This window comes from Glaciimonas sp. OK215, from assembly GCF_057787885.1.
In genome coordinates, this window is sequence record NZ_CM173544.1 from 1,685,740 (window position 1) to 1,699,138 (window position 13,399).

Consider the following 13,399-nt stretch of genomic DNA (forward strand, 5'->3'; position numbering starts at 1 on the left):
CACTATTCACACGTGGAAGATACACACAAGGTAATGAAATGAATCAAGCACACTCCCTCGACCAGCTTAACGCCGCCAGCCTGGCCACGGTCGAACAGGCGGCCAAACGGAAAATCAAGCTGCGCTATTGGCTGGTGATGTTCTTGCGCGTCGCGATTCTGGTATTCGTCCTCGGCGGTTGGGAGCTGGGCGCGCGATTGCACTGGATCGATCCGTTTTTCTTTTCCCAGCCGTCCCTGATCGTGATCCAGATCTATGACTGGATCGTCGACGGGACCTCGCAAGGGCCGCTGTGGGTGCAGGTCATGGTCACGCTGGAAGAAACGGTGATCGGCTTTTTGATCGGCGCGGCAGGCGGTGTCATTTGCGGTATTTTGCTGGGCCGCAACAAGCTGTTGTCCGACGTGTTCAGTATTTACATCCAGATCGCCAACTCGATTCCCCGGGTGGTGCTGGGATCGATTTTTGTGATCTCGCTAGGTCTCGGCATGGCATCGAAAGTGGCGCTGGCAGTGGTGATGGTGTTCTTTGTGGTGTTTGCAAATGCCTTCCAGGGGGTACGCGAGGCGGATCGCTACATGATTGCGAATGCGCAAATCCTGGGCGCCTCACGGCGTCAGGTAACGATGTCGGTGGTGATTCCCTCCGCGCTGAGCTGGATTCTGGCCAGCCTGCATGTCAGCTTCGGCTTTGCGCTCGTGGGCGCGGTGGTGGGCGAGTTCCTCGGTTCCAAGCAGGGGATCGGCTTGCTGATCTCGACGGCGCAAGGCGCTTTCAACGCCAGCGGCGTGTTCGCCGCGATGATCGTGCTGGCAGTGGTTGCATTGGCGGCGGATTATCTGCTGCTGAGAGTCGAGAAGCGCTTGCTGAAATGGCGTCCGGCTGCATTCTGAGTTGTTCTGTGCTTTAAGGGTTGCGGCGCATTTCGGTGCGCCGTTTTTTTGTGCGCAGTCTTTGCTGCGGGCTCGCAAGCTAAAAGTACTGATCAGATTGGAAAATTTCAGTTACCTTATTGCCATTCACTGTTGTGGCTATCAATAAAAAACCAATCGCCTCGATGATCAAGCGATACCATTGAATTCTTTTCAATCGTAAACCCAATCAGAGAAAATTAATGGAAGAAGAATACGAAGTGCCCAGCCCGCATGAGCATGCAATTGAAGAGGCCGTTGAAAGAGAACGCGACGGATTGGCCCAAAGAGTCGCGCTGATGACTGCCATTTTGTCGACCATCGGCGCACTGATTAGCTATCAAAGCGGCACTGCTCAAAACGAAGCGATGTTTTTGAAAAATCAAAGCATCCTGAAACAGGCCGAGGCCAGCGACCAATGGGCTTTTTACCAGTCAAAGTCGACCAAAAGTCACCTTGACGAAGCCGTGGCTGCCCTGGCCGAAAAGCCTGAAATGAAAGCGCGTTTCCTTGCTGACCGGGATAAGCAGGAGCTACAGAAGGCGGAAATCAAAACTGAAGCGGAGAAGCTCCAGGCCGAGTCGCGCAAGCTTGGTGAAGATTCCGAGGCGAAACTGAAACCGCATGAGCGGATGGCGCTTGGATTGACTTTCATCCAAATTGCGGTTGCGTTGGCGGCGATTACGGTGTTGACCAGAAAGCGCTGGTTGATATGGGGCTCGCTGCTTTCTGCAGGCATAGGAATTGTCTGCTCGGGCAGCGCCTTTTTTTAGGCTAAAAATGCGCAAAAATATCTTTGATTGTATTTTTGTATTGATCAATACAAGCGCATTTTAATTGCCACGATCATTGGCGCCGTATTTCTGTGCAATGGTTAGCTTAGCCCGCGAACCTTTTGGTGCGGGCTATTTGTATTTGTTGGAAACTCTGTTGATACTTTAAGCAAATCGATTAGGCTCTTGCGGATCCTGAATGAGGAAATAGACGAGCGCGATCCATCCAAGGATAGGAATAAGCAGCAGAAGCTGCAGCCAGCCGCTCCGATCCGAGTCGTGCAGACGCCGACAAGCAGCGGCAAGCGACGGCAATAACGTTGCAAGCGAGAAGATGGCGCTGAGTGTCGGACTGATGTAAGACACGATAAGCGATGCGAGGATCAGAAAAAGGAAGAACCACCAGTATTCAGTTTTGGATGCACGGCCGTTAAAGTCAGCATATTTTGAAAAGCAGACTTTAATCGATTCGGAAAATGTCATGGTTACTCCAGTAAGTTATTGGCCGTTAAACAGAGTAAATATATTGTTGCAGAGACAATAATAGCAAACCTGATAAATTCCATGGCGGAAATGTTGTGTGCGTCATTTCATCAGGGTGGCACTGGCCGGAGCGAAGAAGTTTTGCGATTCGCCGCGTAGGACGACTGGGGAGTGTTTGGAAGGTATCTCAAGGAGGAGTGCCAGATATTTATGTCCGACTTGCTGCCGCAACAAGGTATCTCAGGCGTTAAAAGTGGCAGGATTGAATTGCATTTAATCGGGCAGACCGTACCCGGCTTACGGTGCGGTTTGGTCATATCGCCGTCATATAGCGTGTGTATTCTTCGCATTGTCGATTTGCACACACTCTTATTGTTAACCATACTCAAGTCGAGATATGGTATTTCACTGAGTGTCTTGGGCGTCACAGGTTGGCCGATAGCCTCGATCATCGGCACCATATTCCTTTGATAAATCGATAGGCCCGCAGCGCGGGTCTTGTCTGTTGCTGCCAGCCCGCAGCGAAAGACTTGCGGGCTTTTACTGCGGGTTAGATCCTGAAGATTTCTTCGTTTGTATGGACAATTTCAAACTTTGTGTCTGATAACGGATGCAGTGCGCGTCCGTCCGAAAGCTGGTAAGTTTTGGGGCCGAGCAGTTCATCAACTTCACCGCTAGCTTTTGGCACGGTGACCGGACTCTGGTACACGAGCACGTGATAGCTGCTACCGGATTTGCCTTTGGCGTCGAATTTATCTACCAAATCCATAGGAGTCTCCTGTTGGTTGAGGATGGAATATCCGCAGTAACAATAGCAGATTTGAATAATTTTCTGCGGGTCTTTTGTCCGCCGAGTCTTTTTTATTTTGCGCGGCGTCTGGGCAGAATGCCGCGATTGTTTGCATTATATTTCGCGTCGCGCTTGTGGCGTTACGCACATTTAGCCAGCCGAGAGCATGTGAGCAAACCCAGCATGCTGGCCTGGCCCGGCCAGGCCTATCCATATCACGCTTAGCGCCTGGTCAAAACCCGACTAAGCTTTTTTTGTGTAAGCGCTGCACCAGCCTTTTGCAGAAACCTGTTTCCCGGCAAAGATCGCGCATGGACCCCATGCATCGGAGACTTTCCCCTGGAAAAGCTGGCAATTATTGCATTGTTGCGCCACGGTATGCTTAGGGAACTTGGCCTTGTCGACTTTGGTTGAGTCGTGGGTGTAACCGAGGGCGGTCGCTTGCGGATCTTTCTCGTCGAGTTTTGGTAACTCGGCACGCGCCGTCATGGTGGCGCCCATTGCCGATGCTGCCGCGATCTGGGATAAACTTTTCAAAAACATTCTACGATTGCTCATGCGGGTTCCTTTTTTGGCAAGTTTTACGGTACCTCTACCGTGGACTGGAATCGTAGCACGGGCATATCCGAACGCGCATTTTTTTGAATTTGTTTATTCCTTCGTCGCGACTTATGGCTATCCAGGCGCTGGCATCTGTACTTCGATGGGCTGGCTGACGCCAATCTGAGTCGCCGGCTGTCTGCTTACCTGGATAAATGAGTGGGTACAACACAATAAACACCAAGCAAAAGTGCGTATGCGCTCATCATTTTGCTAAACTTCCGGCTTTATTGATGGAGCTAGCATGACCGACGCAAACACACCGGCCCCAATCCCGGATATGCCGACGGATAGTTTGAATCCGGAGTTCGTGGTGATCTGCCGCGATATTGGCTATGAAGTGGGCCTGTCACTCAAGCCGGAACGCAAGGCACAGCTTTTTACCGCTCTGGCCGACCTGAACGAACTCGCTCTGGAGTTGCGCAGCGGCACCGACAATCCGAGCTTAAATGGCTTTCTGGATGGTGTGATCACCGCGCTTGAGGAGTGAGCTGTTACGATTTTTGTTTTTTGCGGCGAGACATGATGGAAATGTCAGGCCGGCCATGCTCACAGTGTGGAAAATGTGGTCGAGATAACTAAATAATTGGGTGGGGATACAGAGGAATTATGGGTAATACAAGAGTTCATGGGGATGCGGCATCTGACGTCGCAGGATGCGTACATCAGGGAAGCAACGTCGGTAATGCCGCCTACTTGAAGATGCGCGGTGAAAATTCGATGTCAGCAGGCAAAACAACCCCCGCTGCTTTGGACGACAAAGGGTGCAACGCGTGCAGCGCCAAAGATCGCGAGGCGAATCGCCGCAAGTGGATGCTGCAAATGGGGACGATCGTATTGATGGGCGTGAGCGGGTTGTGCCTGCATCTCCTAATCAAGCCATTTGCTACAGCGACGGCAGCAGCATCGGTCAAGCAATATTGCCAGATTGAAGGAAAGCGGTATTCGATTGGTAGTACAGCCAGAATGGCGAATTCAGACACGGGTGTATGCATGGCGAAGAATGGCGTGGCGCGCTGGGATCTCACATCGCCTGCGAAATAACCGGACGTTGGATTGGTTAATCAAAGGAACTTAGAGCGACGTAATGTTTCATATCGGATTCCGGTATTCCGAATCCGTGAAATGAAATGAGAGAATGAAAAAAAATCGCTTGGCAGTTTCAGGAATACTGATAGTGGTGCTTGCCGCATGTAGCACGCCCAACGGCAGCGGCGCTGGCAGTGCAGGAACGCCGGCACCGCCCGGCTACTACTCTGTACAAAAAGGCGATACGCTGTACAGTATTGGGCGCAGGTTTAGACAAAATCATCGCAGTATTGCTGCCTGGAATAAGCTGGAAGATATAAACGGCATCGAGGTAGGCCAGGTGTTGCGCGTGGAGCCGCCGAATGCGTCTGCTGATGTCGGTGGGGTCAAGAGCGCCGAGCGTGTCGACAAGACTACGGCAGCGCTGTCGTCGCCAGGTGAGGAAAGCCGTGTCGACTGGATGTGGCCAACGGAAGGTGCGAAAACCAGCAGTTTTTCTTTAAGTAAAAAGGGTATCGAGATTGCCGGCAAGAGCGGTCAGCCGGTGCTGGCTGCGGCCAGTGGCAAGGTGATGTATGCCGGTGGCGGTGTACGCGGCTATGGTAATTTGGTGATTGTGAAACATACTGGCAGTCTGCTGTCCGTGTACGCGCATAATAAGGTGATTCTTGCAAAAGAAGGACAGATGGTCAGTAAAGGCCAGCAAATTGCCGAAATGGGAAAATCCGATAGTAGTACTGTCAAGCTATACTTTGAAATCCGCCGTGACGGCAAGCCTATTGACCCATCTGGAATATTCCCCGGTCATTAAACGACTATGGATGATGGTGATCGATAGCAGTACTGGACCTGTTGCCAGCCTTGATTTGCGATGAGAATCGCCGCATAACTGATTGAATAGCCATGAAAGTCTACAACTTGTGCTGCGATCAAAATCATGACTTCGAAGGATGGTTTTCTTCGGAGCAGGATTTTCTGTTGCAATCGGATCGACATCAGATCGCGTGTCCGATATGTGACAGCGCAAATATTCGAAGATTGCCATCGGCACCGCATCTGAATCTGTCCCAGACTGCGGCAGGATCAACTCCTGCCGTTGATGTACGCAACGATTTGGTGTCGGAACGCCAGTCGGCCTATCTTGAAATGGCGCGTTATGTTCTTCAAAACACCGAAGATGTCGGTGAGCGCTTTACCGAAGAGGCACGGCGGATTCATTACAACGAGGTCCCGAGTCATGGGATACGCGGCATCGCCACTCCCAGTCAGCGTGATGCGCTGCTAGAGGAGGGGATTGATGTGGTGGAGATGGCATTGCCGGCGCTGCTGAAGCAATCGATGCAATAGTGTTGGGGATGAACTAATCGGGTGGCTACTCGGCTCTGGTTAAACGGAAAGCGGATGGCGACCTATCCACATTAGATGCTTGAATTGGTTTTGCCCGGCAGCAGATCAATAGCCTAACTGCGATCTCGCAAGATTCGTGTAACACCGTGAACTCTGCGGACATTGCGAAGCAGACGTGCCAGATGGACGCGGTCTTCAATCTGAATGGTAAAGATCAATTGCGTCATCATCTGATCTTTGTCGTCATCCATGTTGACGTAGGTGATGTTGGCATCGGAGTCGCCAATTTCGGAGGCTACCCGAGCCAGGATGCCTTTATCGTTATTTACCAGCACCTTGATGCGACAGTCGAAGCGGCGGTTCAAGTCGGCGCCCCAACGCACTTCGATCCAGCGTTCCGGTTCTTTGCCGCGCTGGCGTTTGGCGATGTTGCAATCTTCGGTATGGACCAGCAGACCCTGATCGCGCTTGAGTTGGCCGATCAGCAGATCGCCTGGAATCGGCTGGCAACATGGTGACAGCTGGATCGAGGCGCCTTCGCTGCCATTGATCACTACCGGATCGGGTTTGGCTGGCAGCACTATACCTTCCATATCCAGTAATGGTACCGATATTGGCTGGTTTTCCAGTAGACCCATGATGTGCCGTGCGACCAACGCCGCCATGCGCTTGCCGACGCCGATGTCGGCGTAGATTTCCTCCAGCGATTTGGCGCTTGATTCGTTGAGCAGGCGCTCCACCACGATCGGTGCCAATGCAGGATTCAGATTCAGTGTCGCCAATGCCTGCGATAACAAGCGTTTGCCGAGATCGACCGACTCATTCAGATTGACGGTGCGCAGATGATGACGAATCGCCGAACGTGCTTTGCCGGTGCGCACGAAGCTGAGCCAGTTCGGGCTTGGCCGTGAGCTGCTGGAGGTGATGATCTCGACGATATCGCCATTGTGTAGTTCCGAGCGCAACGGCGCCGGTTCGTGATTGATCTTGGCGGCAACGGTTTGATCGCCGACATCGGTATGGATGGTGTAGGCAAAATCGAGCGCGGTGGCGCCGCGCGGCAGCGCAATGATCTTCGACTTAGGTGTGAAGACATATACCGAGTCGGGGAACAAGTCGACTTTGACGTGTTCCAGAAATTCGGCTGAGTCGCCGGTTTGTTTCTGGATGTCGAGCAGCGACTGGAGCCACGCATGAGTGCGCTGTTGCAGATCGCTTAAATCGCCATCCTCATCCTTGTACAGCCAGTGTGCCGCAACGCCGGACTCGGCCACGCGATGCATGTCCTGAGTCCTGATCTGGAACTCGACCGGCGTGCCGTAGGGGCCGATCAGCGTGGTGTGCAGCGACTGATAGCCATTTAGCTTAGGGATAGCGATGTAGTCCTTGAACTTGCCCGGCATCGGTTTGTACAGCGCATGCAGGGTGCCAAGCGCGACGTAGCAGTTGGCGAACGTATCGACCACAATCCGGAATCCGTACACATCCAATACTTGAGAGAACGACAGATGCTTGTTGCGCATCTTGCGATAAATGCCGTACAGGGTTTTTTCGCGGCCGTCAATTTGCGCCGGAATACCGGTTGCCGCCAGAGTGGTATTCACTGATTCGAGAATCTTGCTGACCACTTCGCGACGATTGCCGCGCGCCGCTCTGACGGCTTTTAGCAGTGTACGATGGCGCAGCGGGTGCAAATGCGAGAACGACAGTTCTTGTAACTCGCGATAAATATTGTTTAAGCCAAGTCGATGTGCAATCGGTACATACACTTCCATCGTTTCGCGGGCGATGCGGCGCTTCTTCTCCGGGATCATCACGCCCAGCGTGCGCATATTGTGCAGACGGTCGGCTAGCTTGACCAGAATCACGCGCACATCGCGGGCCATCGCCAGCAGCATTTTGCGGAAGTTTTCCGCTTGCGCTTCGATTTGACTCTGGAATTCGATTTTGTCGAGTTTGGAAAGGCCGTCAACCAAGGCTGCCACCGGCGCACCAAAGCGTTCGATCAGTTCCTCTTTTTTGACATCCTGATCTTCCATCACGTCGTGCAGCAACGCGGCCATGATTGCTTGCGCGTCGAGTTTCCAGTCGGCACAAATTTCGGCAACTGCAATTGGATGAGAGATGTAGGGCTCGCCTGATTTGCGCATCTGCCCCAGATGCATTTCATCTGAAAAGCGATACGCTTCCTTGACCTTCTTGAGCTCGGAAGGACTCAGGTATTCGGTGAGCTTGGTGGTCAGGTGGGTGATCGATGCAACGCTGTTTTGCGACGTTGGCTGATCAGAGGGTGGTGCGGGCTTGGCAGTTTTGGGAGGGCGCGACGCTGCGGCCCGTTTTACAGGAGCGGCTGATGGCAAGGTCGAATCTGGAGGTGTCAGGTTCATACTGTATAGACAACAGCCGCAGCAGGTGAAGGATTAGCCCGGTACCTTTTTCAGCATTTCAATGCCGACTTTGCCGGCAGCGATTTCACGCAGGGCAATAACGGTCGGTTTGTCTTTTGCATCTACCTTGGCGGTATGGCCTTGTAGCAGTTGGCGTGCGCGATAAGTCGCGGAAAGAGTCAATTGAAAGCGGTTAGGGATATGCTTCAGGCAATCTTCAATGGTAATGCGGGCCATATATTCTCCGAAAAACAGTGTCAACTTGGCAGCAACTCCGTTCGGACGTAGTTGTGGTCAAGGTTAACTAGGTGTTAGCTCAAGTTGGCATGAATACCAAGTTGGGCAAATAAGGATGCGTTACGTACTGCTTGTTGCGAAAAGCGGCAACGTGTCGCTTTGACAATCGCTGTCAGCTCCGACAGAGCAGATGCAAATTCTTGGTTGATAATAACATATTCGGACTCCGGGGCATGGGCGATTTCCCCACCGGCGGCCAGAATTCTTCGTGTAATCACCTGCGGCTCGTCCTGCCCACGCTTCTTCAGTCGATCTTCGAGTGCTGCAATGGATGGCGGCAGGATGAAAATTCCCACTGCATGCGGAAACTGTTTCTTGACCTGTTGTGCGCCTTGCCAGTCGATTTCCAGCAGTACATCGGTGCCGGCTTGCATTTGTTCGGCGATCGACAGGCGTGATGTGCCGTAATAGTTGCCGTGGACTTCGGCCCATTCGAGGAATTCACCTTGCTTATGGCGTGCGCGGAAATCCTCAACTGAGGTGAAATGGTATTCCCGGCCGTTTTGCTCTTTAGGTCGTGGTGGGCGGGTAGTGTATGAAATCGAGAGCTTGATCTCGGGCTCCTGCGCCAGCAGCGCGTTGACCAGCGTCGATTTCCCTGCGCCGGACGGTGCGACCACCATGAATAAGCTTCCGGACATCGGATGTTCGTCGGGCATCGCAGCTCCGATGATGAGTTCGTTTGGTGGTATTGATGGTAGCGGAGGAGTCATGGCGGTCGGATTATTCACAAACAAGGAAGGGCGCGCCAGCTAGCGCATTTCTTGTGAATTTGCGCTCAAATGCGTGGCTTGCTGATATGGCAGCATTGTAGCAGTGCAGGGGCTCCACTGTAGAGTGGTTTCGGTTCCAGAGTCTGAAGGCAGTCTAAAAATGGCAACACAGCCCGGCGGCAGCTATAATGCCGCTGGATCGTCATGCCGCCGCTGCGTGTCTTGACAAAGCGATTTCAAGCGGTTTCTATACCACCTCTGCGTTTGCAGACTTATAAAATTACATACAATTCTATGCAATACGTTTCCACGCGCGGCCACGCTACGGCACAATCCTTTTCTCACATTCTGCTGGGCGGTCTGGCACCGGATGGCGGTTTATATTTACCGGCGGCATATCCGCAAGTCAGCGCGGCCGAGTTGAATTGCTGGCGCACACTGTCGTACGCGGATCTGGCGTTCGAAGTATTGAAGAAATTTGCGACGGATATCCCAGAAGCGGACTTGAAAGCGCTAGCGCATAAAACTTACACCGCAGACGTCTATCGTAATGTGCGCGCCGGCGAGGATGCCGGCCAGATTACGCCGCTGCGTGTATTGGAAGAAGCTAACGGCACCAAACTTGTTTTGCAAGCGCTGTCGAATGGGCCGACGCTGGCATTCAAGGATATGGCGATGCAATTGCTGGGTAATTTGTTTGAGTACACCTTGGCGAAGGATGGCGCGGAGCTGAATATTTTCGGCGCCACGTCGGGCGATACCGGTAGCGCGGCAGAATATGCGATGCGCGGCAAGAAGGGCATACGTGTTTTCATGCTGTCGCCGCATAAAAAAATGAGCGCATTTCAAAGTGCGCAGATGTTCAGTCTGCAGGATGCGAACATTTTCAATATCGCGGTCGAAGGCGTGTTCGATGATTGTCAGGATATGGTCAAGGCGGTGTCCAACGATCTCGCGTACAAAGCGGCAAAGAAAATCGGTACCGTGAACTCGATCAACTGGGCCCGCGTCGTCGCGCAAGTGGTGTACTACTTCCGCGGCTATCTGAGCGCCACCACCAGCAACGACCAGAAAGTGTCGTTTACCGTGCCTTCGGGTAACTTCGGGAATATCTGCGCCGGCCATATCGCGCGCATGATGGGGCTGCCGATAGATAAGCTGGTGGCCGCCACCAACGAGAATGACGTCCTCGATGAGTTCTTCCGTACCGGCGTCTACCGGGTCCGCAAATCGGCTGAAACCTACCACACCAGCAGTCCGAGCATGGATATCAGCAAAGCCTCGAATTTCGAACGTTTTGTGTATGACTTGCTGGGGCGCGACAACCAGCGTCTGAGCGCGCTGTTCCATAAGGTCGAAACTGAAGGCGGCTTTGACTTGTCGGGCAAGCCTGGTAGCGATGGCGATGAATTCAGCAAGATTGTGGAATACGGATTCCAGTCCGGCAAGTCGACCCACGCAGACCGTCTGGACACCATTCGCGACGTTGAACAGCGTTATGGCATCACCATCGATACGCATACTGCCGACGGCGTCAAAGTCGCACGCGAATACCTGACGCCCGGTGTCACCATGATCGTGCTGGAAACCGCATTGCCGGCTAAATTCAACGAAACGATTCGTGAGGCACTGGGACGTGACGCCGAGCGTCCGGCCGGCTTTGAAAACATCGAAGCATTGCCGCAGCGATTCGAAGTGATGGCGGCCGACGTTGCACAGGTCAAGGCCTACATTGCCGCGCATACTGCCCTGTAATCTACGGAACAATTCTGAGCAAACCAAAGATGCAAAAATTACCAATGCTAAGTGTTACCGAGGCACTCGACGTGCTGCTGGCAGCTGCCCGACCGCTGACCGAAGTCGAGGTGGTCCCAACGCTGGCAGCAAATGGCCGGGTACTGGCACTCGCCCAAACTTCGCAATTGAATGTGCCGCCAGCCGACAATACGCAGATGGACGGCTATGCGGTACGTGCGGCAGATTGTGTGAGCGGTGCGGCCAGATTGCCGGTTTCGCAGCGTATTCCCGCGGGCCACGTCGGGCAGCCATTGCAGCCTGGCAGCGCCGCGCGTATCTTTACCGGCGCGATGATTCCGGCCGGTGCCGATGCGGTTGTCATGCAGGAAATGTGTACAGCGGAGGGGGATGCGGTCGTGATCCGCCATACGCCGGTTGCGGGTGAATGGATACGCCGTGCCGGCGAGGACATCCAGGCCGGCAACGTGATTCTGTCGGCCGGTACGCGCCTGCAGGCACAACATCTCGGCCTGGCCGCTTCAGTCGGATTGGCGTGCTTGCCGGCGCTGCGTAAATTACGCGTCGCAGTGTTCTTTACCGGTGACGAGTTGACGATGCCGGGCGAGGCGTTGAAGCCGGGTGCGATCTACAATTCGAACCGTTTCGTGTTGCGCGGATTGTTGGAAAATCTGGGCTGCGAACTGACGGATTACGGCATCGTTCCGGATTCGCTCCAGGCGACGCGCGACACCTTGCGTCTCGCTGCGCAACAGCATGACCTGATCATTACCTCGGGTGGTGTTTCGGTCGGCGAAGAAGATCACGTTAAGCCTGCAGTAGAAGCGGAAGGCCATATCAGCATGTGGCAAATCGCGATGAAGCCGGGCAAGCCGCTGGCCTTTGGTGAGGTTAACCGTGGTCCGGGTGAAAGTGCCGATACCGCATTCTTCATGGGTTTGCCGGGCAATCCGGTGTCCAGCTTTGTCACCTTCCTGCTGTTCGTGCGGCCGTTTATCTTGCGCCTGCAAGGGAGCAGCAACGTGGTGCCGCAGGCGTACACCATGCGTGCAGATTTTGACTGGAGCAAGGCTGACCGTCGGCAGGAATTCTTGCGCGCAAAAATCAACGCCAACGGTGGTCTCGACTTATTCCCGCATCAGGGTTCGGGTGTATTGACTTCTACCGTCTGGGGCGATGGCCTGGTAGATAACCCGGCCGGAAAAACCGTCGCCGTCGGTGATCTGGTGCGCTTCTATCCATTTTCAGCGCTACTGCAATAAACTTGCAATATTGATGCACAATTATTACTTGAGCCGGCACTTGGTGCCGGCTCCCGGAGCAGGAACCCAATGAAGATTCAATTGCGTTTTTTTGCCAGTATTCGTGAAGCGCTCAACCTGACGCAGGAGACTGTGGAAGTGCCGGAGACAGTCCAAACCGTGGGCGACGTGCGCGCATATTTGCGTGCGCGTGGCGGCGTCTGGGACGAGGTCCTGGGAGACGGGCGTGCGGTACGGATGGCCTGCAATCAAGTCATGACCAGCGCCGATGCGGCGCTGAGCGCCGATTGCGAAGTGGCATTCTTTCCGCCGGTGACCGGCGGTTAACAATACCGGCGACCGGTAATTTGTAAGGTCTTTGTGTGTTGGCTGGACCTCTGGCTCACTTCAATTCGAGGGTGCTTATGCAACTCCAAACCTGGCTTTTTTACCTTGCCGCTGTTGTCGCGCTGGTGGCGACACCTGGTCCGACAGTCTTGAACTGCGTCACCAATGCGGTCAATTTCGGGGTGCGTCGGGCACTGATAGGCGCATTCGGTAGTCTGACTGCCTTGTGTTTGGTGATGACCGTTTCGGCATTCGGTCTGGGCGCGGTTCTGGCGACGTCGGAAAAAGTATTTCTGACGATTAAATGGTGTGGGGCAATTTATTTGATTTACGTTGGCGTCAAAACTTTTCGCTCGCAACAAGCGAATTTTGTCGTCGATGGTGAAATCAATCCGGTGCCGATTCAGGCGTCCCGCTTACGGCTGTATCTGAATGGTTTCCTGGTCGGCGCCAGCAATCCCAAGGCGCTATTGTTTTTTACCGCGCTGTTCCCGCAATTTCTGAATCCGCTGGCGCCGCAGTTGCCGCAATTCCTGATTTTGGTGTTGACCTTTGTTTGCTGTGAATTGACCGGCTTGACGCTGTATTCCGGCTGCGCAGTACGCGCGGCGCCATGGTTACGCGCCCAAGGTCGCGCTCGGGTGTTCAATCGCATTTCAGGTAGTGTATTCATTGGCGCCGGCGCATTGTTGGCGACGGTCAAACATAGCCAAAACTAAATGTCG

At 53.6% G+C, this 13,399-nt stretch carries 16 protein-coding genes; 10 read left to right on the forward strand and 6 right to left on the reverse strand.

The genetic code is table 11. The annotated features are described in order from the left end of the window. Window positions 1-38 precede the first annotated feature (38 nt). A complete protein-coding gene (locus AC3CHX_RS07600) occupies window positions 39-893 on the forward strand; it encodes an ABC transporter permease (RefSeq protein WP_488630829.1) in 855 nt (284 codons plus the stop codon). A gap of 221 nt (window positions 894-1,114) precedes the next feature. Next, window positions 1,115-1,684: a DUF4337 domain-containing protein gene (locus tag AC3CHX_RS07605; protein WP_488643442.1), complete on the forward strand. Its 570-nt coding sequence runs from the start codon at window positions 1,115-1,117 to the stop codon at window positions 1,682-1,684. 165 nt (window positions 1,685-1,849) lie between these two features. On the opposite strand, the gene AC3CHX_RS07610 is transcribed toward AC3CHX_RS07605, so the two are convergent. From AC3CHX_RS07610 to AC3CHX_RS07620, 3 genes are all read right to left on the reverse strand, one after another. Then, on the reverse strand, window positions 1,850-2,167 hold the full coding sequence (locus tag AC3CHX_RS07610; RefSeq protein ID WP_488643443.1) for a DUF805 domain-containing protein: 318 nt from the start codon (window positions 2,165-2,167) through the stop codon (window positions 1,850-1,852). Window positions 2,168-2,717: 550 nt separating this feature from the next. Then, a complete protein-coding gene (locus tag AC3CHX_RS07615) occupies window positions 2,718-2,936 on the reverse strand; it encodes a hypothetical protein (protein ID WP_488643444.1) in 219 nt (72 codons plus the stop codon). A 264-nt stretch (window positions 2,937-3,200) separates the two neighbouring features. Then, window positions 3,201-3,515 carry a high-potential iron-sulfur protein gene (locus AC3CHX_RS07620; protein WP_488643445.1) on the reverse strand — a complete coding sequence of 105 codons (315 nt, stop codon included), beginning with the start codon at window positions 3,513-3,515 and terminating at the stop codon, window positions 3,201-3,203. Window positions 3,516-3,801: 286 nt separating this feature from the next. Between AC3CHX_RS07620 and AC3CHX_RS07625 the strand changes: the two genes are divergently transcribed. The 4 genes from AC3CHX_RS07625 to AC3CHX_RS07640 all read left to right on the forward strand — a co-directional run bounded on the left by AC3CHX_RS07625 (window position 3,802) and on the right by AC3CHX_RS07640 (window position 5,933). Beyond that, window positions 3,802-4,047, forward strand: coding sequence for a hypothetical protein (locus AC3CHX_RS07625; RefSeq protein WP_488643446.1), 246 nt, complete (start codon window positions 3,802-3,804; stop codon window positions 4,045-4,047). A 119-nt stretch (window positions 4,048-4,166) separates the two neighbouring features. Continuing rightward, window positions 4,167-4,601 carry a hypothetical protein gene (locus AC3CHX_RS07630; RefSeq protein ID WP_488643447.1) on the forward strand — a complete coding sequence of 145 codons (435 nt, stop codon included), beginning with the start codon at window positions 4,167-4,169 and terminating at the stop codon, window positions 4,599-4,601. Between the two features lie 94 nt (window positions 4,602-4,695). Beyond that, window positions 4,696-5,397, forward strand: coding sequence for a peptidoglycan DD-metalloendopeptidase family protein (locus AC3CHX_RS07635; RefSeq protein WP_488643448.1), 702 nt, complete (start codon window positions 4,696-4,698; stop codon window positions 5,395-5,397). 92 nt (window positions 5,398-5,489) lie between these two features. Further along, window positions 5,490-5,933 carry a DUF1178 family protein gene (locus tag AC3CHX_RS07640; protein WP_488643449.1) on the forward strand — a complete coding sequence of 148 codons (444 nt, stop codon included), beginning with the start codon at window positions 5,490-5,492 and terminating at the stop codon, window positions 5,931-5,933. 113 nt (window positions 5,934-6,046) lie between these two features. On the opposite strand, the gene AC3CHX_RS07645 is transcribed toward AC3CHX_RS07640, so the two are convergent. The 3 genes from AC3CHX_RS07645 to gmk form a co-directional block, all read right to left on the reverse strand. Then, the gene (locus AC3CHX_RS07645; protein ID WP_488643450.1) at window positions 6,047-8,320 is read right to left on the reverse strand and encodes a RelA/SpoT family protein; all 2,274 of its coding nucleotides are present in this window, start codon (window positions 8,318-8,320) and stop codon (window positions 6,047-6,049) included. 33 nt (window positions 8,321-8,353) lie between these two features. Next, window positions 8,354-8,557 carry a DNA-directed RNA polymerase subunit omega gene (gene rpoZ, locus AC3CHX_RS07650; protein WP_488643451.1) on the reverse strand — a complete coding sequence of 68 codons (204 nt, stop codon included), beginning with the start codon at window positions 8,555-8,557 and terminating at the stop codon, window positions 8,354-8,356. Between the two features lie 74 nt (window positions 8,558-8,631). Then, window positions 8,632-9,276 (reverse strand): guanylate kinase, encoded by a 645-nt coding sequence (gene gmk / locus AC3CHX_RS07655; protein ID WP_488643452.1) that lies wholly within the window; start codon window positions 9,274-9,276, stop codon window positions 8,632-8,634. 348 nt (window positions 9,277-9,624) lie between these two features. Here gmk and thrC point away from each other — a divergent pair, with 348 nt between their 5' ends. The 4 genes from thrC to AC3CHX_RS07675 all read left to right on the forward strand — a co-directional run bounded on the left by thrC (window position 9,625) and on the right by AC3CHX_RS07675 (window position 13,393). After that, window positions 9,625-11,085, forward strand: a complete 1,461-nt coding sequence (gene thrC, locus AC3CHX_RS07660) for a threonine synthase (protein WP_488643453.1) — start codon at window positions 9,625-9,627, stop codon at window positions 11,083-11,085. 29 nt (window positions 11,086-11,114) lie between these two features. Next, window positions 11,115-12,347, forward strand: a complete 1,233-nt coding sequence (locus tag AC3CHX_RS07665; RefSeq protein WP_488643454.1) for a molybdopterin molybdotransferase MoeA — start codon at window positions 11,115-11,117, stop codon at window positions 12,345-12,347. 69 nt (window positions 12,348-12,416) lie between these two features. After that, window positions 12,417-12,674, forward strand: coding sequence for a molybdopterin converting factor subunit 1 (moaD, locus tag AC3CHX_RS07670; RefSeq protein ID WP_488643455.1), 258 nt, complete (start codon window positions 12,417-12,419; stop codon window positions 12,672-12,674). 77 nt (window positions 12,675-12,751) lie between these two features. Further along, complete coding sequence (locus tag AC3CHX_RS07675; RefSeq protein ID WP_488643456.1) at window positions 12,752-13,393, forward strand: LysE family translocator; 642 nt, start codon at window positions 12,752-12,754, stop codon at window positions 13,391-13,393. Window positions 13,394-13,399: the final 6 nt, after the last annotated feature.